Here is a 20,729-nt window from a genome sequence, read left to right as displayed (position 1 = left end):
CTGACACACCGCCATCGGGAGCAAGCTCCCTCCCACAGGGTTGACCGCATGGGCTTAGAACAGATCGATCGGTGCCGCCTCATCCGCCGGCAGCGGGCTGCCCGGCGCCACGCCATTGCCCAGCTCGTTGATCGACGGCGGCGTGTCCTCGCTCTTGAACAGCTCGAAGTACGCATTCGGCGTGCTCGGCGATGCTGCGCGGCCGCTGATCGGGTCGATCCGCAGGCTGAGGATGCCTTCCGGTTCCGGCTGGGTATGCAGCGGCTTGTCCTTCAAGGCGGCGCCCATGTAGCTCATCCAGATCGGCAGCGCGACGGTACCGCCGAACTCGTGGCGGCCGAGGCTTTCCGGCTGGTCGTAGCCGGTCCATACGGTGGTCACGTAGTCGGCGTTGTAGCCGGAGAACCAGGCGTCCTTGGATTCGTTGGTGGTACCGGTCTTGCCCGCGATGTCCGCGCGGCCCAGGGCCAGTGCTCGGCGGCCGGTGCCTTTCTTGATCACGTCTTCCAGGATGCTGTTGAGGATGTAGGTGGTGCGGCCATCCACCACGCGTTCGGCCACTGCCGGCGCCTGCGGTTCAGGCGCGGCGCTCGGGTTCGCCGCCGGCGTGACGCCTGGGGTCGGCTCGATGGTGATACCGCCGTTGCTCGGTGCGGCCAGCCCATCGCTGGCGGCCACGCCGTTGACCACATCACCCGGCACCCGTGGCGGGTTGGCGGTGAACAGGGTGTCGCCATTGCGGCTTTCGATCTTGTCGATCAGGTACGGCGTGATCTTGTAGCCGCCGTTGGCAAACGTGCTCCAGCCGGTGGCGATTTCCATCGGCGTGAGAGTCGCCGTCCCCAGGGCCAGGGACAGGTTCGGCGGCAGGTCCGCCTTGTTGAAGCCAAAGCGGGTGATGTAGTCGATGGTCTTGCCCACGCCCATCGCCTGCAGCAAGCGGATCGACACCAGGTTGCGCGACTTGTACAGCGCCTCGCGGATGCGGATCGGGCCGAGGAAGGTGTTGGTGTCGTTCTTCGGACGCCAGACCTTGTCCAGGTACTCGTCGACAAACACGATCGGTGCATCGTTGACCAGGCTGGCGGCGGTGTAGCCGTTGTCCAGGGCGGCACTGTAGACGAACGGCTTGAAGCTCGAACCCGGCTGGCGCTTGGCCTGGGTGGCACGGTTGTAGTTGCTCTGCTCGAACGCGAAACCGCCGACCAGGGCACGGATCGCGCCGTTCTGCGGGTCGAGGGAGACCAGGGCGCCTTGGGCGACCGGCACCTGGCTGAATTTCAGGCTGTCGTCCTTCTGGCGTTGCACGCGGATCAAATCACCCACCTGCGCCACGTCCGATGGCTGCTTGGGCATCGGCCCCATGCTGTTGGTGTTCAGGAATGGGCGCGCCCATTTCATGCTGTCCCACGCCACATGCGCTTCGCCGGTGCGGGTCAGTACCTGCACGCCGTCCTTCTTCACCTGGGTGACGATGGCCGGTTCCAGGCCGCTGATCGTGCGCTGTTTGCCGAGTTCGGTGGTCCAGGCGCTCAGGGTCTTGCCCGGCAGGCGCGATTCGGGGCCGCGGTAGCCATGGCGCTGGTCGTAGGTGATCAGGCCTTCATGCACCGCGTTGTTGGCGATTTCCTGCAAGTCGCTCGGAACGGTCGTGGTCACACGGAAGCCTTCGGTGTAGGCCTCGCTGCCATAACGGCCGACCATCTCGGCCCGTGCCATTTCCGCGATATAAGGGGCGTTCACTTCCGGGGTCGGTACGTGGTAACTGGCGTTCAGCGGCTCGGCCACCGCGCTTTCATAGGCGCTCTGGCTGATTTTGCCCAGCTTGTACATGCGCCCCAGAATCCAGTCGCGCCGCTCTTTGCTGCGTGCCGGGTTGGCCAGCGGGTTGAAGCGCGAGGGCGCCTTGGGCAGGCCGGCAATCATGGCCATCTGCGCCAGGCTGGCGTCGCGAATCGACTTGCCATAGTAGACCTGGGACGCGGCTTCGATGCCGTAGGCGCGGTTGCCCAGGTAGATTTTATTGACGTACAGCTCAAGGATCTCGTCCTTGGTCAACTGCCGCTCGATCTGCAGTGCCAGCAGGATCTCGGTGGCTTTGCGTGAAAAGCTGCGTTCGCTGGTGAGGAAGAAGTTCTTCGCCACCTGCATGGTGATCGTGCTGCCGCCGGATTGAATGTGTCCGCTTTTTACCAATTGCGTGGCGGCCCGCACCAGGCTGCTGGGGTCGACGCCGTAGTGGTTGGCGAAATTATCGTCCTCGGCCGACAGCAGGGCGTTGATGAAGTTGGGTGGAATATCCGCGAAACGAATCGGGGTACGGCGCATTTCGCCGAACTCTGCGATCAGTTTTTCATCGCTGCTATAGACCCGCAAAGGAATCTGCAACTGGATGCTTCTCAGGGCCTCTACGGAGGGCAATCCCGGACTAAGGTAGAGGTAGGCGCCGCTGAGGACGAGCAGCAGCCCGCAAACGATGGCGACAATGGAGTACCCGAAAAACTTCAGCAGACGAATCAAGGCTTTTGGATTTCCAGAGAAAAGAATGGGTTAGGCGCCGGGGCATGCATGGCAAACGATGAATCGACCCTGGCTGCAGATAAAAAGCGGGAAAAAACGCTGGGCATTAAAGCATTTTCGGCTTGGGGCGTCATTCGCGCCTCGCAAACAAGGCGACCGAATGCACGCTGCCACGCGCCAATCAGGCGGTATGACAGGGAAAGTTTTAGGGAGTTTTATGGAAAAGGGATTTTTCAGGCGAAAAGTCGATACCGTCCTGGGTGTCGACATCCAGGACACCGGCATCCGGTTGATCGAACTTGGCCGCTCGCCCACCGGCTACAACGTGCAAAGCTACGCCACACAGGCGCTACCGCCCCAGGCGGTGGTCGACAGCAGCGTGCTCGACCTCGACGGCGTGGGGCAGACGTTGTCCCAGGCATTGGCCCGCTCGCGCACCTCGGCCCGCCGAGCGGCCGTGGCCGTGGCGGGAGCTTCGGTGATTACCCGGGTGATCGAGTTGGACGCGGGGCTCAGTGAGGAAGAAATGACCTGGATGATCCAGATGGAGGCCGACCAGTACATCCCTTATCCGCTGGATGAGATGGCCCTGGATTTCCAGGTTCGCGGGCCGTCGGCCCAGAACCTGGCACGGGTTGATGTATTGCTCGCGGCGTGCCATAAGGCCCAGGTAGAGGCTCGGGTCGCGGTTTTGACCCTGGCTGGGCTGGTGCCGAAGGTGGTGGATGTGGAAGCATTTGCATTCGCACGCGCTTGCAGTCAGGATTTCGCCAGCTTCACGCCGGGCCATCGAGTCGATGGCGCACAATGGGCCGCGGATGCCCGCGGGATGGGAATTGCTTGCGGGTTGGCCCTGAGGAGTTTCGCTTGAAGACACTAATCAACCTTTTGCCCTGGCGCCAGGCGCTGGCGGAACGGCGGCGCAAATTCTTTCTGGGGTTGCTGCTGGCGTTTGCCTGCGTGGCGTTCGCAACCGTGTGGTTGGCCGATCAGGTGATCGACCGGGCGATCGATCGACAAGTGACGCGCAATAGCCACCTGGACAAGGACGCTGCCGTCCTCGACTCGCGCATCAAGACCATCGATGACCTGCAGGAACAAAGCCAGCAATTGGCGGAGCGCATGAAGGTCGTGCAGGACTTGAACGAAGCCCGCTCGGCCGGTGCCCAGCTCTTGGATCAGTTGGCCCGCGCGATGCCAGATGGCGTGCATTTGCACGAGGTCGTGGCGAAGGGCGATACGGTCAGCATCCGTGGCAGCGCCGATTCCAGCCAGGACATCGCCCAACTGATGCGCCGCCTGCAAGCCTCCGAAGGCGCCCATGCCACTCGGCTGCAACATGTGCGGATGGAAGATGGCCAGGGCGGCAACGAATTTCAATTGATGGTGCGCCAGGGAGAGTCCGCCGAGGCTCAACCGTGAGCCTGCCCAGGCTCGACTTTTCCGCTCTCACCCACAACGCTGCGAAATGGCCCTTGCCCGCCAAGGTCGTGCTCGGCTGCGCGCTCGCTGGCCTGGTGCTGTGGGTGGGCGATGGGACGTACCTGAGCCCCTCGCGGCAACGGTTGCAGACGGTTGAGGCGCAGGGCGTCGTCTTGCAGCGACAGGTGGCCCAGAAGGCTGGCCTTGCCGCCAGCCTGGAGGCGCGCAGCCAGCGGTTTCAGGCGATGCAGGCGCGTTTTGCCGGGCTGATGCAGCAGTTGCCCAGTGCATCCGAGGTGCCCGCATTGCTCGAAGATATCGCTCGCCTGGGGGCGGCCAATGGGGTGCTCGTCGACGCTATCGTGGTGTTGGATGAACAGCCCCGGCCGCTCTATATCGAGCAGCCGTTACGCCTGGGCGTCACCGGGGCTTATCACGACCTGGCGATGTTTGTGAGCGCTTTGGGCGGCTTGCCGCGCATCGTCACGGTGCATGATGTGGCGCTTCGGGCTGATGCGGCCGGGTTGCGCCTGGAGTTGGTGGCCAAGACCTATCGCAATCCGTCGTCGGGCGGTCAGTCGGCCCCGGCCGTCGAGCCGGGGCCGCGCTTTATCTATGACGCGCTGGCCTTGCGTGATCCGTTCCAGCCGCGTGCCTTGCAGGTCGGTCACGTACCTGGCCGGCCCGCGCTCGCACCGGACCTCGGGCGTGCCCGCGGCGCCCTGGAAGGTATCGCCGTCGACCAGTTCGAAATGGTCGGCACGCTGTCCCGAGGCGCGCAGACCTTCGCCCTGCTGCGTGCCGCCGCCAGCGTCCACAGGCTGGCGGTCGGCGATTACTTGGGGCCGGACCACGGTCGGGTCACGGCTATTGATGAGGGCCATGTGAAATTGCTCGAATTGTTTCCCGATGAACAGGGCGCGTGGCTGGAACGCCCGCGGACCCTCGTGCTGAACGTCAACTCATAACGGAATCAAACAATGAAAAGGACTTTCTCGTCCTTCGGTGTGGCGCTATGGATAGCGTTCACGGCACCGATGGCTGCTGCTGTGCCCAATCGTGTGGATCTGATCCAGCTGCCGCCTCCCGGCGGTGCGGCATCAGGTACCTATACTGGCGACAAGCTGAACCTCAACTTCCAGAACATCGAGCTGCGCGCCGTGTTGCAGCAGATTGCCGATGTGGCGGGCCTGAATCTGGTCGCCAGCGACGATGTGCAAGGTTCGATCACCCTGCGGCTCAAGGACGTGCCTTGGGATCAGGCGCTGGACCTGGTGTTGCAAAGCAAGGGGCTGGACCAGCGGGTGAAGGCCGGGGTGCTATTGGTGGCGCCCGCCGACGAGTTGGCCGCGCGCGAGCTGCTGACGCTGGAGTCGCGCAAGCAGATGGCTGAACTGGCGCCGTTGCGGCGCGAACTGTTGCAGGTCAATTACGCCAAGGCTGCGGACCTGGCCAAGTTGTTCCAATCGGTGACCGGCCTGGAAGGCGCCACCGACGAACGCGGCTCGGTGGCGGTGGATGACCGCACCAATAACATCATTGCCTACCAGACCGGCGAACGCCTGGAAGAGCTGCGACGCATCGTGGCGCAGCTGGATATTCCGGTGCGCCAGGTGATGATCGAGGCGCGGATTGTCGAGGCCAATGTCGACTACGACAAAAGCCTGGGCGTGCGCTGGGGAGGGCGGATCAATCGCGGCAACTGGGGCGCCGGCGGTGTCGAGAAACCTCCGGAGCCAGGCACCGAGCCTGTGGAAAACCCGTCCGGCTCGCCCTTTGTCGACTTGGGGGCGCTCACCAACACTTCTGGCCTGGGTGTCGCGTTTATCACCGACAACCTGCTGCTGGACCTGGAACTGACCGCGATGGAAAAAACCGGCAACGGCGAGATTGTCTCGCAGCCCAAGGTGGTCACGTCCGACAAGGAGACCGCGCGCATCCTCAAGGGCACCGAGATTCCCTACCAGGAATCCAGCTCCAGCGGCGCCACCTCGGTGTCGTTCAAGGAGGCTTCGCTGTCCCTGGAAGTCACCCCGCAAATCACCCCCGACGACCGCGTGATCATGGAGGTCAAAGTCACCAAGGATGAGCCGGATTACCTGAACAAGCTCAACGACGTACCGCCGATCAAGAAAAACGAGGTCAACGCCAAGGTGCTGGTCAGGGACGGCGAGACCATCGTCATCGGCGGAGTTTTCTCCAATACCCAAAGCAAAGTGCTAGATAAAGTGCCATTTTTGGGCGATGTGCCGTATCTTGGCCGCCTTTTCCGGCGCGATGTGCTGGCAGAAAAAAAATCCGAGCTGCTGGTATTCCTGACTCCGCGTATTATGAATAACCAGGCGATTGCTGTGAGTCGTTGATTCTGTGCGAAATTTGATTCTTGTAGGACCGATGGGTGCTGGAAAAAGCACCATCGGCCGTTTGCTGGCCAAAGAGCTGCGCCTGCCATTCAAAGACTCCGATAAGGAAATTGAAGTGCGCTCGGGTGCCAATATCCCGTGGATCTTCGATAAGGAAGGCGAACTGGGCTTTCGTGACCGTGAGCAGGCGATGATTGCCGAGCTGTGCGCTTGCGATGGCGTGGTCCTGGCGACCGGCGGCGGTGCCGTGATGCGCGAGGAGAACCGCCGGGCATTGCATGCCGGTGGTCGGGTGGTCTATCTGCATGCGTCGGTCGAGCAGCAGGTGGGGCGCACCGCGCGTGATCGCAATCGCCCACTGCTGCGTACCGCCGACCCGGCGAAGACCCTGCGGGATCTGCTGGCGCTGCGCGATCCGCTGTATCGGGAAATCGCCGATCTGGTGGTGGAAACCGATGAGCGGCCACCTCGGATGGTGGTGCTCGACATTCTCGAGCGCCTGCAACGGCTGCCACCCCGTTAAAGCCAGGCCCGAAATGCGCTATTCTCGGCGGCGCGTCATCACCCTGTGGGGTGTGGCGTAGAGCCATCAGGCGACGTCGGATCACGACGTTGCCGGTCGTTAATACATCTTCAACGCGGGGACACATGCAGACACTTAAGGTCGATCTAGGCGAGCGCAGCTACCCGATCCATATTGGCGAAGGTCTGCTCGACCAGCCCGAGTTGCTCGCACCGCATATTGCCGGGCGGCAAGTGGCGATCATCTCCAACGAAACGGTCGCGCCGCTGTATCTTGAGCGTCTGAGCCGCAGCCTGGCGGCGTACTCGGTGATCTCCGTGGTGCTGCCCGACGGCGAAGCCCACAAGAACTGGGAAACCCTGCAACTGATCTTCGATGGCCTGCTGACCGCACGCCATGACCGGCGCACCACCGTGGTCGCCCTCGGTGGCGGCGTGATTGGTGACATGGCCGGTTTTGCGGCCGCCTGTTACCAGCGCGGCGTGGATTTCATCCAGGTGCCGACCACCTTGCTGTCCCAGGTCGATTCGTCGGTGGGTGGCAAGACTGGCATCAACCATCCGCTGGGCAAAAACATGGTGGGCGCGTTCTACCAGCCCCAGGCTGTGCTGATCGACACCGCGACCCTCAACACCTTGCCCCCGCGCGAGCTGTCGGCGGGCCTGGCGGAAGTCATCAAGTACGGGCTGATCTGCGACGAGCCGTTCCTGACCTGGCTGGAAGAACATGTCGACGCCCTGCGCGCGCTGGACCAGGTGGCGCTGACCGAAGCGATCTCCCGTTCCTGTGCGGCCAAGGCGCTGGTGGTGAATGCCGACGAACGGGAGTCCGGTGTACGGGCCACCTTGAACCTGGGCCACACCTTCGGCCATGCGATCGAAACGCACATGGGCTATGGTGTGTGGTTGCATGGGGAAGCCGTAGCGGCTGGCACAGTGATGGCATTGGAGATGTCGCAACGCCTGGGCTGGATCAGCGCCCAGGAGCGGGATCGGGGCATCCGCCTGTTCCAGCGCGCCGGGTTGCCGGTGATCCCGCCCGAGGAAATGAGCGAGGCGGATTTCCTCGAACATATGGCGATAGACAAGAAAGTGATCGACGGTCGACTGCGACTGGTGCTGCTGCGCCGCATGGGCGAAGCGGTGGTGACCGACGATTATCCGAAAGAGATTCTACAGGCCACGCTGGGAGCGGATTACCGCGCCCTGGCCCAGCTTAAAGGTTAATAAGAGCCCGATGACTAGTTTGCATGCCGACGAGGCGTTCCTCGGCCATTACCAGTTAAGCCACGACCCCTTCGCTCCACGGGTGCCTGGTTTCAAATTCTTCCCTGCGCAGCGCAAGTCGGTGCTCGGGCAGTTGCATCACCTCGCGCGCTACAGCCAGCTGTTGCTGGTCGTCACCGGCCCGCTGGGCAGCGGCAAGACCCTGCTGCGCCAGGCGCTGGTCGCCAGCACTAACAAGCAATCGGTGCAAAGCGTAGTGGTGTCGGCGCGTGGCGCCGGCGATGCTGCGGGCGTGCTGCGTCAGGTGGCCCAGGCCCTGGACGTTGCCAGCGCCGAGCCGAATGCGATTCTCAAGCAAGTGGTGCAACTGGGCCTGACCGGCCAGGAAGTCTACCTGCTGGTGGACGACGCCGAGCAGCTTGACGAGTCGGCCCTCGAAGCGCTGCTGGCGCTGGCGGCGGGTACGCCGGAAGGTCGTCCGCATGTGTTCCTGTTCGGTGAATCGTCCCTGATCGCCGCTCTGGAGCAGATCAGCGGCGAGCAGGAGCTGTTCCACGTCATCGAATTGCAGCCGTATGAAGAGGAAGAAACCCGTGAATACCTGGCACAACGCCTCGAAGGCGCCGGGCAGGGCATCGAACTTTTCTCCGCTCAGCAGATCTCTGATATTCATGAAAGCTCCGACGGCTGGCCTGGCACCATCAACCAGGTTGCCCGCGATGCGATGATTGAAGCCATGATTGCCAGCCGCTCTGCGGTCAAGCGTCCAAAGATGGGGTTCACTATGCCTAAAAAGCACGTATTGGCTATTTCCGCCGTTGTCGTGGTCGCTGTCGCCGCCGCCTGGTTGATCCCGGGTCGCAGCAAGGCACCGACGCCTGCCGGCGCGCCAACCGAACAGGCGCAGTTACCACTGGGTAAACCCACGCCGAATGTCGAGTTCGCCAACTCCGGCCAACCGACCAACCTGCCGATGGTCGGTCAGCCTGTCATGCGCGGCCCGCTCGCCGAAGCGGCCGGCGGTATCTCCGAAGGCGACGACGGCGTGCCAGTGGAAGGCTCCAGCAGCACACCGCCGACCGTGACCACCACCGCGCCGCCAGTGGGCGTGCCTGCCGGTCAACCGGCGGCAAAACCAACGCCTGTGCCTGTACCTGCGCCTACGGTCGCGACCGCCAAACCGGCGCCTGTCGCCAAGCCGGTCGCGCCAGCGCCTGTCGCCAAGCCAGCTCCGGCCCCGGCCGCCAAACCGGCGGAAAAACCGGTGACTGTCGCCAAGGCCGGCGCCACCGGCAGCAGCTGGTACACCAGCCAGCCCAGCGGTAACTTCGTGGTGCAGATCCTCGGCACCAGCTCTGAAGCCAATGCTCAAGCCTTCGTCAAAGAGCAGGGCGGCGAGTACCGTTATTTCAAGAAGGTGCTCAACGGCAAGCCGCTTTACGTGATCACTTACGGCAGCTTCTCCAGCCGTGCCGCCGCCGATACCGCTATCAAAGCCTTGCCAGCGAAGGTTCAGGCTGGTAAACCTTGGCCTCGCACTGTTGCCAGCGTTCAACAAGAACTGGCAGCAACTCGCTGAAGATTCGGCGGCCTTACCCAGGCCGCCCTCCCGGCACCTCAAAAAAAACCGCAAGTGCGTGCAGCCCTCAAGGCCGCGCGCATTGTGGTGTCTGCGTCACAGTGGCTTTTGAGTCGTAGCGGTCAAAATTAAAAAAAGTTTTGACTAGCACAGCATATCGCTTTAAACCTTTCATAAATGCGACATAGATTTGCGACATCTCGTCGCTAAATTTGTGAGCGTCTGTGTCGGTGTGTACAATGACCTCCCTTTTGCCCCTGCAAAGCCGGCGAACGTTCGGCGTGGAAGGTAACTGGTTGAATTGAAAAGAAATTTGCCTCGATATAAGAGGCAGCCTGGTGAGAAAGTGTCTATGAAAGCAGGTCTGTACCAACCCGATGAATTCAAGGATAACTGCGGTTTCGGCCTGATTGCCCATATGCAGGGCGAGCCCAGTCATACCCTTTTGCAAACGGCCATCGAGGCCCTGACCTGCATGACCCACCGCGGTGGGATCAACGCCGACGGCAAGACCGGTGACGGTTGTGGCTTGCTCATTCAAAAGCCCGACCTGTTCCTGCGCGCCATCGCCAAACAGCATTTCGCGGTCGAGCTGCCCAAGCAGTACGCCGTGGGCATGGTGTTTTTCAACCAGGACCCGGTCAAAGCCGAAGCCGCTCGCGAGAACATGAACCGCGAAATCCTCGCGGCTGGCCTGCAACTCGTCGGCTGGCGCAAAGTGCCGATCGACACCAGTGTGCTCGGCCGCCTGGCCCTGGAGCGCCTGCCGCAGATCGAACAAGTGTTCATCGCGGGCGACGGCCTGAGCGACCAGGACATGGCGATCAAGCTGTTCACCTCGCGTCGTCGCTCGTCCGTGTCGAATGCCGCCGACACCGACCACTACATCTGCAGCTTTTCGCACAAGACCATCATTTATAAAGGCCTGATGATGCCGGCGGACTTGACCGCCTTCTATCCGGACCTGAGCGATGAGCGCCTGCAAACCGCGATCTGCGTGTTCCACCAGCGCTTCTCCACCAACACCCTGCCGAAATGGCCGCTGGCCCAGCCATTCCGCTTCCTCGCCCACAACGGCGAGATCAACACCATCACCGGCAACCGCAACTGGGCCGTGGCCCGTCGCACCAAGTTCGCCAACGATTTGATGGACCTGGAAGAGCTCGGCCCGCTGGTCAACCGCGTCGGCTCCGACTCCTCCAGCATGGACAACATGCTCGAACTGATGGTCACCGGCGGCATCGACCTGTTCCGTGGCGTGCGGATGATCATTCCGCCTGCGTGGCAGAACGTCGAGACCATGGACCCCGATCTGCGGGCGTTCTATGAGTACAACTCGATGCACATGGAACCGTGGGACGGCCCGGCCGGCGTGGTCATGACCGACGGCCGCTACGCGGTGTGCCTGCTCGACCGTAACGGTCTGCGCCCGGCGCGTTGGGTGACCACCACCAACGGTTTCATCACCCTCGCGTCGGAAATCGGCGTGTGGAACTACCAGCCGGAAGATGTGATCGCCAAAGGCCGCGTCGGCCCTGGCCAGATCCTCGCCGTGGACACCGAAACCGGGCAGATCCTCGACACCGATGCGATCGACAACCGCTTGAAGTCCCGTCACCCGTACAAGCAATGGCTGCGCAAGAATGCCCTGCGCATCCAGGCGACCATGGAAGACAACGACCACGGTTCGGCGTTCTACGACATCGACCAGCTCAAGCAGTACATGAAGATGTATCAGGTCACGTTCGAAGAGCGCGACCAGGTGCTGCGTCCGCTCGGCGAGCAAGGCTACGAGGCGGTCGGCTCGATGGGCGACGACACGCCGATGGCCGTGCTGTCCCAGCGCGTTCGCACGCCATACGACTATTTCCGCCAGCAGTTCGCCCAGGTGACCAACCCACCGATCGACCCGCTGCGTGAAGCCATCGTGATGTCCCTGGAAGTGTGTCTCGGCGCCGAGCGCAACATCTTCCAGGAATCGCCTGAGCACGCCTCCCGCGTGATCCTCAGCTCGCCGGTCATTTCCCCGGCCAAGTGGCGTTCGCTGATGACCCTGGAGCGTCCGGGCTTCGACCGCCAGATCATCGACCTGAACTACGACGAGAGCCTCGGCCTTGAAGCCGCGGTGCGCAATGTCGCTGACCAGGCCGAAGAAGCCGTGCGCGCCGGGCGTACCCAGATCGTGCTGACCGACCGTCACATCGCACCGGGCAAGCTGCCGATCCACGCCTCCCTGGCCACCGGCGCGGTCCATCACCGCCTGACCGAAAAAGGCCTGCGCTGCGACTCCAACATCCTCGTGGAAACTGCCACCGCCCGCGACCCGCACCACTTCGCGGTACTGATCGGTTTCGGCGCTTCGGCGGTGTACCCGTTCCTCGCCTACGAAGTGCTCGGTGACCTGATCCGTACCGGTGAAGTGCTGGGCGACCTCTACGAGGTGTTCAAGAACTACCGCAAAGGCATCACCAAGGGCCTGCTGAAGATCCTGTCGAAGATGGGCATCTCCACCGTCACTTCCTACCGTGGCGCGCAGTTGTTCGAGGCCATTGGCCTGTCGGAAGAAGTCTGCGAGCTGAGCTTTCGTGGTGTGCCGAGCCGCATCAAGGGTGCGCGTTTCGTCGACATCGAAGCCGAGCAGAAAGCCCTGGCGGCCGAAGCCTGGAGTGCGCGCAAGCCGATCCAGCAAGGCGGCCTGCTCAAGTTCGTACACGGTGGCGAGTATCACGCCTACAACCCGGACGTGGTCAGCACCCTGCAAGCCGCTGTGCAGCAGGGCGACTACGCCAAGTTCAAGGAATACACCGCGCTGGTGGATAACCGTCCGGTGTCGATGATCCGCGACCTGTTCAAGGTGAAAACCCTGGATACGCCGCTGGCCCTCAGCGAAATCGAACCGCTCGAATCGGTCCTCAAGCGCTTCGACTCCGCCGGTATTTCCCTGGGCGCCTTGTCGCCCGAGGCGCACGAAGCCCTGGCCGAAGCCATGAACCGCCTGGGTGCGCGTTCCAACTCCGGCGAAGGCGGCGAAGACCCGGCGCGCTATGGCACCATCAAGAGCTCGAAAATCAAGCAAGTGGCGACTGGCCGTTTCGGTGTAACCCCGGAATACCTGGTCAACGCCGAAGTGCTGCAGATCAAAGTCGCCCAGGGCGCCAAGCCCGGTGAAGGCGGCCAGCTGCCAGGCGGCAAGGTCAATGGTCTGATCGCCAAGCTGCGTTATGCGGTGCCGGGCGTGACCCTGATTTCGCCGCCGCCGCACCACGACATCTACTCGATCGAAGACTTGTCGCAGCTGATTTTCGACCTCAAACAAGTCAACCCGCAGGCCCTGGTCTCGGTGAAACTGGTCGCCGAAGCCGGCGTGGGCACCATCGCCGCCGGTGTGGCCAAGGCCTATGCCGACCTGATCACCATCTCCGGCTACGACGGCGGCACCGGCGCTTCGCCGCTGACCTCGATCAAGTACGCTGGCGCACCGTGGGAGCTGGGCCTGGCCGAGACGCATCAGACCTTGCGCGGCAACGACCTGCGCGGCAAGGTCCGGGTGCAAACCGACGGCGGCCTGAAAACCGGCCTCGACGTGATCAAGGCCGCGATCCTCGGCGCCGAAAGCTTCGGCTTCGGCACCGCGCCGATGATCGCCCTGGGCTGCAAATACCTGCGCATCTGCCACCTGAACAACTGCGCCACCGGCGTCGCCACTCAGAACGAGAAGCTGCGCAAGGATCACTACATCGGCACCGTCGACATGGTGGTGAATTTCTTCACCTACGTCGCCGAAGAAACCCGTGAGTGGCTGGCCAAGCTGGGCGTGCGCTCCCTCGAAGAGCTGATCGGCCGCACCGATCTGCTGGACATCCTCGAAGGCCAGACCGCCAAGCAACAACACCTGGACCTGACGCCGCTGTTGGGCAGCGATCATATCCCGGCAGACAAGCCACAATTCTGCCAGGTGGACCGCAACCCACCGTTCGACAAAGGCCTGCTGGCCGAGAAGATGGTCGAGATGGCCGCTTCGTCGATCAACGACGCCAGCGGCGGCGAATTCAGCCTGGACATTTGCAACTGCGACCGCTCCATCGGCGCACGCATCTCCGGCGAAATCGCGCGCAAGCACGGCAACCAAGGCATGGCCAAGGCGCCGATCACCTTCCGCTTCACGGGCACCGCGGGCCAGAGCTTCGGCGTGTGGAACGCCGGCGGCCTGCACATGTACCTGGAAGGTGACGCCAACGACTACGTGGGCAAGGGCATGACCGGCGGCAAGCTGGTGATCGTTCCGCCTAAAGGCAGCGTCTACAAGACCCAGGACAGTGCCATCATCGGCAACACCTGCTTGTACGGCGCCACCGGCGGCAAGCTGTTCGCCGCGGGTACCGCCGGTGAGCGTTTCGCCGTGCGTAACTCCGGTGCCCACACCGTGGTGGAAGGCACTGGCGATCACTGCTGCGAGTACATGACCGGGGGCTTTGTCGCAGTACTGGGCAAGACCGGTTACAACTTCGGTTCGGGCATGACCGGCGGTTTCGCCTACGTGCTCGACCAGGACAACACCTTCGTCGACCGGGTCAACCACGAGTTGGTCGAGATCCAGCGGATCAGCGGCGAAGCGATGGAATCCCACCGTAACCACTTGCAGCACGTGCTGGACGAGTACGTCGAGGAAACCGGCAGCGAATGGGGTCGTAACCTCGCCGAGAACCTTGATGATTTCCTGCGTCGTTTCTGGCTGGTCAAGCCCAAGGCTGCCAACCTGAAATCGTTGCTTTCCAGCATCCGTGCCAACCCGCAGTGATATGCGCCTGAAGAGTTTGATGAGGTTTTAACATGGCTGAACGTCTGAATAACGACTTCCAGTTCATCGATGTCGGGCGCAAAGATCCGAAGAAGAAACTGTTGCGTCAACGCAAGAAAGAGTTCGTGGAAATCTACGAACCCTTCAAACCCCAGCAGTCGGCCGACCAGGCCCACCGCTGCCTGGGGTGCGGTAACCCGTATTGCGAATGGAAGTGTCCGGTACACAACTTCATTCCCAACTGGCTGAAACTGGTGGCCGAGGGCAACATCCTCGCCGCCGCCGAGCTGTCGCACCAGACCAACACCCTGCCGGAAGTCTGCGGCCGGGTGTGCCCGCAGGACCGTCTGTGCGAGGGTGCCTGCACCCTCAACGACGGTTTTGGCGCGGTGACCATCGGTTCGGTGGAGAAGTACATCACCGACACCGCCTTCGCCATGGGCTGGCGCCCGGACATGTCCAAGGTCAAGCCGAACGGCAAGCGCGTCGCGATCATCGGCGCGGGCCCGGCGGGCCTGGGCTGTGCCGACGTGCTGGTGCGTGGCGGCGTGACCCCGGTGGTGTTCGACAAGAACCCGGAAATCGGCGGCCTGCTGACCTTCGGCATCCCCGAGTTCAAGCTGGAAAAAACCGTGCTGAGCAATCGTCGTGAAGTGTTCACCGGCATGGGCATCGAGTTCCGCCTGAACACCGAAGTCGGCAAAGACGTGACCATGGAACAACTGCTCGCCGAATACGATGCAGTGTTCATGGGCATGGGCACCTACACCTACATGAAGGGCGGCTTTGCCGGCGAGGACCTGCCGGGCGTGTACGACGCGCTCGACTTCCTGATCGCCAACGTCAACCGCAACCTGGGCTTTGAAAAGTCGCCGGAAGACTTCATCGACATGAAAGGCAAGAAGGTCGTGGTGCTGGGCGGTGGCGACACCGCGATGGACTGCAACCGCACCTCGATCCGCCAGGGCGCCAAGTCGGTGACCTGTGCGTATCGTCGTGACGAAGCGAACATGCCGGGCTCGCGCAAAGAGGTGAAGAACGCCAAGGAAGAAGGCGTGAAATTCCTCTATAACCGCCAGCCGATCGCGATTGTCGGTGAAGACCGCGTCGAAGGCGTGAAGGTGGTCGAGACCCGTCTCGGCGAACCGGACGCCCGTGGCCGTCGCAGCCCTGAGCCGATCCCGGGTTCCGAAGAGATCATCCCGGCCGACGCCGTGGTCATCGCCTTCGGCTTCCGCCCAAGCCCGGCGCCGTGGTTCGAGCAGTTCCAGATCCAGACCGACAGCCAGGGCCGCGTCGTCGCCCCGGAACAAGGCCAGTACAAGCACCAGACCAGCAACCCGAAGATCTTCGCCGGTGGCGACATGGTGCGCGGCTCTGACCTAGTAGTGACGGCGATCTTCGAAGGCCGCAACGCCGCCGAAGGTATCCTGGACTACCTGCAGGTCTGACCCCGATCCCGAGTTGAAATGGGATCAACATGTGGGAGGGGGCTTGCCCCCGATAGCGGTAGTCCAGTTAAAGATACAGAGACTGACACACGGCAATCGGGGGCAAGCCCCCTCCCACATTTGGTTTTGATATGCCCAAGAGATTGTCGTAAATCAACCCGATAGATAAAAGGCACGGCTCATCCCGTGCCTTTTGCGTCGCGCTCTGAGAAAATGCCCGTACTTTTTTTGCGGATGCCGACATGACTGCCCTCAAGAACGACCGTTTCCTTCGTGCCCTGCTCAAGCAGCCCGTAGACGTCACCCCTGTGTGGATGATGCGTCAAGCCGGTCGCTACCTGCCGGAATACCGCGCCAGCCGCGCCCAGGCCGGCGACTTCATGAGCCTGTGCATGAACCCGGAGTTCGCCTGCGAAGTCACCCTGCAGCCGTTGGACCGCTACCCGGAGCTGGATGCGGCCATCCTCTTCTCCGATATCCTCACCATTCCTGACGCCATGGGCCAAGGCCTGTACTTCGAGACCGGCGAAGGCCCGCGTTTCAAGAAAGTCATCAGCACCCTGGCCGACATCGAAGCGCTGCCGATCCCGGACCCGCACAAAGACCTCGGTTACGTGATGGACGCCGTCAGCACCATCCGCCGCGAGCTCAATGGCCGCGTGCCGCTGATCGGTTTCTCCGGCAGCCCCTGGACCCTGGCCACCTACATGGTCGAAGGCGGCTCGTCGAAAGACTTCCGCAAGACCAAGGCCATGCTCTACGACAACCCGCAGGCCATGCACCTGCTGCTGGACAAGCTGGCGCAGTCGGTCACCTCGTACCTCAACGGCCAGATCATGGCCGGCGCGCAAGCGGTGCAGATCTTCGACACCTGGGGCGGCAACCTGTCGGCGGCGGCGTACCAGGAGTTCTCCTTGGCCTACATGCGCAAGATCGTCAGCGGCCTGATCCGCGAACACGAAGGCCGTAAAGTGCCGGTGATCCTGTTCACCAAGGGCGGCGGCCTGTGGCTGGAAAGCATCGCCGATGCCGGCGCGGATGCCCTGGGCCTGGACTGGACCTGCGACATCGGCGACGCCCGCCGTCGCGTCGGCAACCAGGTTGCGCTGCAAGGCAACATGGACCCGACTGTGCTGTACGCCAAGCCAGAAGCCATCTGCACTGAAGTCGGGCGCATCCTGGCCAGCTACGGCAAGGGCAGCGGGCATGTGTTCAACCTGGGTCACGGCATTACGCCGGAAGTGAACCCGGAACATGCCGGCGCGTTCTTGCGCGCGGTGCATGAGTTGTCGGCGCAGTATCACGAGTAACCAGCGTCCCCGCCTGAATCGAGCCCCCGTCTGCCCGGCAGGCGGGGGCTCGTTGCGCTTCAGCTCTTGTTAAGTCCTGCCTTGGTAGTCTGTGGTCTTTAGGACTTCTCCTACGGCTGCCGTTGTCCGCCCAAGAAAAAATCCTGCCCAACTTTTCCACTCGCCAGTGATTGGCGTCCGTTGTCAGGTGATCGCTGGATGAATACCGCTGACTATTCAACGTGCCAGAAACTGCTGCATTGGGTTTCGGCCGTCATCATCGTGTGGGCGCTATTGTCAGGTTCTGTCGTGACGATATTCGCCGTGCCGGCCTCGGTCAAAGCGTGGGTGTTTTTTTTCAATGTGTCATTGACCACCCTGTACATCCCGGTGTTTGTCGTGCGGGTTTATTGCTCCTTTACCCACGGCCTGGATTTTTCCGTCAGGCGTTCACCACGGGAATACCTGGCGCTATGGGTGCATAAGGCCATGTATGTGGTGTTGGCAATGGTGCTGGCAACAGGGGTACTGATGATGGATCGCCCGATCAACCTCTTTAACCTGGTCTCCTTCGCACCGTTTCACAGTGACCCGGCCAGCATCGTCTGGTACTCCCGCGTGCATGTGCTGTCCTGCGTGGCCTTGTTGCTGATGCTGGTGATGCACATCGGTGCCGTGGTTATGCACGAGCGCCGGGGCAAGCGGGTGATGGTGCGGATGTCGTTCTAGGGCGCTGCGCCTCAAGCCGAGGCCAGCGGCGGCAACTTCGCCAACTTCAACGCCACCAGCAACGCGCCGAGCAACAGCGCGACGATAAACCCGCCAATCCCGTTCCACCCGGCCAAATGCCAGAAGAACCCCCCCGTGGTGCCGGCGACGCTTGACCCCGCGTAGTAGCAGAACAGGTACAGCGACGACGCTTGCCCCTTGGCTTTCACCGCGCGACGGCCGATCCAGCTGCTGGCCACCGAGTGCGCGCCGAAGAAGCCGAAGGTGAACACCAGCATGCCGGGTATCACCAGCCACAACGGAGTGAACAGGGTCAGGCCGATGCCGCCAAGCATCGACACGATGGTGGCCCACAGCACACGGCGGCGGCCGAGGCGGTCGGCCAGCGCGCCGATTTTCGCCGAGCTGTAGATGCCCGAGAGGTACACCAGCGACAACAGGCCGACCACGGCCTGGCTCAGGTCATACGGGTCGGCCAGCAGGCGATAGCCGATGTAGTTGAACATCGTCACAAACGCGCCCATCAGCAGGAAGGCTTCGAGGAACAACCACGGCAGGCCCGCGTCCTTGAAGTGCATGACGAAACCGTCCACCAGGCTGCGCGGCTTGAGGCTGCTGGCGCGGAAGTTGCGCGATTCGGGGAGGATTTTCCAGAACACCGTCGCGGCGATCAGGGCCAGGGCGCCGATGATCAGCACGGCGGTGTGCCAACTGACGAAGTCGATCAACACGCCGATGATCAGGCGCCCGCTCATGCCGCCGATGGCGTTACCGCCGATGTACAGGCCCATGGCCAGGCCGATGTGCTGCGGGTGGATCTCTTCGCTCAGGTAGGTCATCGCCACGGCGGCCAGGCCACTCAGCGACAGCCCCAGCAGCGCGCGCATCAGCAGAATCCCTTCCCAACTCGGCATCAGGCCGCTGGCGATGGTGGACAGGGCGGCACAGAACAACGCGGCGACCATCACCGGCTTGCGCCCCAGGGTGTCGGAAATCGGCCCGGTGATCAGCAGGCCCAGGGCGAGCATCGCCGTGGACACCGACAGCACCAGGCTGCTTTGCGCCGCGTTGATGGAAAATTCGTGGGACAACGCCGGCATCATCGGCTGCACGCAATACAGCAGGGCAAACGTCGCGAAGCCGCCGCAGAACAGCGCCAGCACGGTCCGCATGAACATCGGTGTGCCTTTTTCGATGTACGTGTCAGTGAGCTGCTCCACCCTTTTATCCAGGGCAGTCGACGGGACTTCTTGAGCGAATGGAGCGACAGCAGATTTCACGGGGACCTCGGGGAGGAAAAGCCTGCCAGGACCGGCAATGCAAAAAAGAATATAGCTGCCTAATGATTCTTTCCAATATATTATTCGACCTGTTTGATAGCTTTAACGACCTAATGAGGCTGCTATGGAATTACGTCACCTGCGGTACTTCATCGCCGTCGCCGAAGAGCTGCATTTTGGCCGGGCCGCGCAGGTGCTGGGCATCTCGCAACCGCCTCTGAGCCAGCAGATCCAGGCGCTGGAGCACGAGGTGGGCGCGCGTTTGTTCGAGCGGACCAACCGTCGGGTCGAACTGAGCGAAGCCGGGCGCTTGTTCCTGCACGAGGCGCGACTGGTGCTGGCGCAAGTCGATAAGGCCGCGGATGTGGCACGCCGGGCGCAGTTGGGTGAGCTGGGCGAACTGAAGATCGGCTTCACGTCGTCGGCGCCGTTCAATTCGAGCATCCCCCAGGCGATCTTTGCGTTTCGCCAGGCGTTCCCGGCGGTCCACCTGAGTTTGCAGGAAATGAGCAGCACCGAGGTAGCCGAGTCGCTGGTGGATGAGTCGATCCAGGTCGGCTTGATGCGGCCGCTGCCGTTGCCGGACTCGCTGAGTGTGGTGGAGTTGATGCGCGAACCTCTGGTGGCGGTGCTCAACGCCGATCATCCCTTGGTGCAAGGCAGCGAGCGGGGCTTGCACCTGGCGCAGTTGGCCGAGGAGCCGTTCGTGTTTTTCCCGCGCAGCTACGGCAGCGGTCTCTACGCGCAACTGCTCAACCTGGCCCGCGACGCCGGCTTCAGCCCGCGCTTTGCCCAGGAAGCCGGGGAGGCGATGACGATCATCGGGTTGGTCGCGGCGGGGTTGGGCGTGTCGGTGCTGCCGGCGTCCTACCAGCGCATCCGCATCGATGGCGTGGTCTATCGCACCCTGCTCGACCAGGAGGCGGTGACGGCGGTATGGCTGGTGCAGCGCAAGGGCGCGCAAACGCCGATGGCGCAGGCGTTCGTGGAGTTGTTGACGCGTAAGGCGGCGGTTCGCAGCGCGCTAGGGGTGCGGTGAGTTCAGCTGCGTTTTGTCAGCGCTTGCAGAGCCAGGCAGGACGCGGCGATGACAAGCCCAGCGGTTTGTGAAGAGGGCGCCGAACGGCGCCCTTTGTCGTTTCCGGGGTTACTGCATCCCCGCCGAACGCAACCCCGCCATGATGTCCCGATCCAGCATGCTCACCCAACGGTTGTAGTTGCGATGGATCTTGCCGTCCTTGTAGCCCAGGTCGCGGCTGTCGCGGTAGGTGATGGCGTAGCTGTTGCGGGTGTAGCGGATGTCGATGGCGGCGTAGAACTGATTGCGCACGGTGATCTCAGCCTGCACCAGTTGCGGGCTCAGGCGTTGCACGGTCCATTCGCGTTTTTGCAGGGCGGTGACGATCACCTGTTTGACTTGTTCTTCGCTGACCTGGGCACCCGCCGGCAAGTCGTGCTGGGTGTTGAGCACCGGTTTGCTGGTGCAACCGGCGCCGGTCAGCAGGGCCAGGGTGATCAGGGTGGCGCGTAGCAAGGAAGACATTCCGTT

General features: G+C 62.5%; 15 protein-coding genes and 2 pseudogenes. 13 read left to right on the top strand and 4 right to left on the bottom strand.

The genetic code is table 11. The annotated features are described in order from the left end of the window. Positions 1-54: 54 nt before the first annotated feature. Entirely contained in the window at positions 55-2,517 is a 2,463-nt protein-coding gene (locus AC07W0_RS06365) for a penicillin-binding protein 1A (RefSeq protein ID WP_370737572.1), read from the bottom strand. A 220-nt stretch (positions 2,518-2,737) separates the two neighbouring features. Between AC07W0_RS06365 and pilM the strand changes: the two genes are divergently transcribed. The 3 genes and pseudogenes from pilM to AC07W0_RS06350 form a co-directional block, all read left to right on the top strand. Continuing rightward, entirely contained in the window at positions 2,738-3,391 is a 654-nt protein-coding gene (pilM, locus tag AC07W0_RS06360) for a type IV pilus assembly protein PilM (RefSeq protein ID WP_026140393.1), read from the top strand. Beyond that, positions 3,388-3,942: a PilN domain-containing protein gene (locus AC07W0_RS06355; RefSeq protein WP_079442682.1), complete on the top strand. Its 555-nt coding sequence runs from the start codon at positions 3,388-3,390 to the stop codon at positions 3,940-3,942. Before pilM ends, AC07W0_RS06355 begins: the two co-directional genes overlap by 4 nt. Beyond that, positions 3,939-4,439, top strand: a pseudogene (locus tag AC07W0_RS06350) (type IV pilus inner membrane component PilO); the annotation flags it as partial. The gene AC07W0_RS06355 and the pseudogene AC07W0_RS06350, both read left to right, overlap by 4 nt. Here AC07W0_RS06350 and AC07W0_RS06345 read toward each other — a convergent pair. Next, the gene (locus tag AC07W0_RS06345) at positions 4,350-4,559 is read right to left on the bottom strand and encodes a hypothetical protein (RefSeq protein WP_371918409.1); all 210 of its coding nucleotides are present in this window, start codon (positions 4,557-4,559) and stop codon (positions 4,350-4,352) included. The pseudogene AC07W0_RS06350 and the gene AC07W0_RS06345 sit on opposite strands and share 90 nt — an antisense overlap. Here AC07W0_RS06345 and AC07W0_RS06340 point away from each other — a divergent pair. From AC07W0_RS06340 to AC07W0_RS06300, 9 genes and pseudogenes are all read left to right on the top strand, one after another. Further along, positions 4,482-4,910 (top strand): pilus assembly protein PilP, encoded by a 429-nt coding sequence (locus AC07W0_RS06340; RefSeq protein ID WP_371918408.1) that lies wholly within the window; start codon positions 4,482-4,484, stop codon positions 4,908-4,910. The two genes, AC07W0_RS06345 and AC07W0_RS06340, sit on opposite strands and share 78 nt — an antisense overlap. A gap of 141 nt (positions 4,911-5,051) precedes the next feature. Continuing rightward, positions 5,052-6,305: pseudogene (locus AC07W0_RS06335) on the top strand (type IV pilus secretin PilQ); the annotation flags it as partial. A 4-nt stretch (positions 6,306-6,309) separates the two neighbouring features. Further along, entirely contained in the window at positions 6,310-6,828 is a 519-nt protein-coding gene (gene aroK / locus AC07W0_RS06330) for a shikimate kinase AroK (RefSeq protein WP_026140392.1), read from the top strand. Positions 6,829-6,953: 125 nt separating this feature from the next. After that, the gene (gene aroB, locus AC07W0_RS06325) at positions 6,954-8,054 is read left to right on the top strand and encodes a 3-dehydroquinate synthase (protein ID WP_017849857.1); all 1,101 of its coding nucleotides are present in this window, start codon (positions 6,954-6,956) and stop codon (positions 8,052-8,054) included. A 10-nt stretch (positions 8,055-8,064) separates the two neighbouring features. Next, positions 8,065-9,633 (top strand): SPOR domain-containing protein, encoded by a 1,569-nt coding sequence (locus tag AC07W0_RS06320; protein WP_102617210.1) that lies wholly within the window; start codon positions 8,065-8,067, stop codon positions 9,631-9,633. A gap of 352 nt (positions 9,634-9,985) precedes the next feature. After that, positions 9,986-14,431, top strand: coding sequence for a glutamate synthase large subunit (gltB, locus tag AC07W0_RS06315; RefSeq protein WP_046384965.1), 4,446 nt, complete (start codon positions 9,986-9,988; stop codon positions 14,429-14,431). A gap of 32 nt (positions 14,432-14,463) precedes the next feature. After that, a complete protein-coding gene (locus AC07W0_RS06310; RefSeq protein ID WP_017849854.1) occupies positions 14,464-15,882 on the top strand; it encodes an FAD-dependent oxidoreductase in 1,419 nt (472 codons plus the stop codon). A gap of 242 nt (positions 15,883-16,124) precedes the next feature. Further along, positions 16,125-17,192, top strand: coding sequence for a uroporphyrinogen decarboxylase (gene hemE, locus AC07W0_RS06305; RefSeq protein WP_017849853.1), 1,068 nt, complete (start codon positions 16,125-16,127; stop codon positions 17,190-17,192). A 198-nt stretch (positions 17,193-17,390) separates the two neighbouring features. Then, positions 17,391-17,900 (top strand): cytochrome b/b6 domain-containing protein, encoded by a 510-nt coding sequence (locus AC07W0_RS06300; protein ID WP_046490810.1) that lies wholly within the window; start codon positions 17,391-17,393, stop codon positions 17,898-17,900. Positions 17,901-17,911: 11 nt separating this feature from the next. On the opposite strand, the gene AC07W0_RS06295 is transcribed toward AC07W0_RS06300, so the two are convergent. Beyond that, positions 17,912-19,180: an MFS transporter gene (locus AC07W0_RS06295; RefSeq protein WP_026140391.1), complete on the bottom strand. Its 1,269-nt coding sequence runs from the start codon at positions 19,178-19,180 to the stop codon at positions 17,912-17,914. A 124-nt stretch (positions 19,181-19,304) separates the two neighbouring features. Here AC07W0_RS06295 and AC07W0_RS06290 point away from each other — a divergent pair, with 124 nt between their 5' ends. Continuing rightward, the gene (locus AC07W0_RS06290) at positions 19,305-20,219 is read left to right on the top strand and encodes a LysR family transcriptional regulator (protein ID WP_102617209.1); all 915 of its coding nucleotides are present in this window, start codon (positions 19,305-19,307) and stop codon (positions 20,217-20,219) included. A gap of 108 nt (positions 20,220-20,327) precedes the next feature. Here AC07W0_RS06290 and AC07W0_RS06285 read toward each other — a convergent pair whose 3' ends face one another. Further along, entirely contained in the window at positions 20,328-20,723 is a 396-nt protein-coding gene (locus AC07W0_RS06285) for a hypothetical protein (RefSeq protein WP_017849849.1), read from the bottom strand. Positions 20,724-20,729 lie beyond the last annotated feature (6 nt).

Source organism: Pseudomonas sp. GW704-F2 (genome assembly GCF_059423025.1).
The sequence above is the reverse complement of the archived record's forward strand: the minus strand, read 5'-3'. Positions and strand labels throughout refer to the sequence as shown.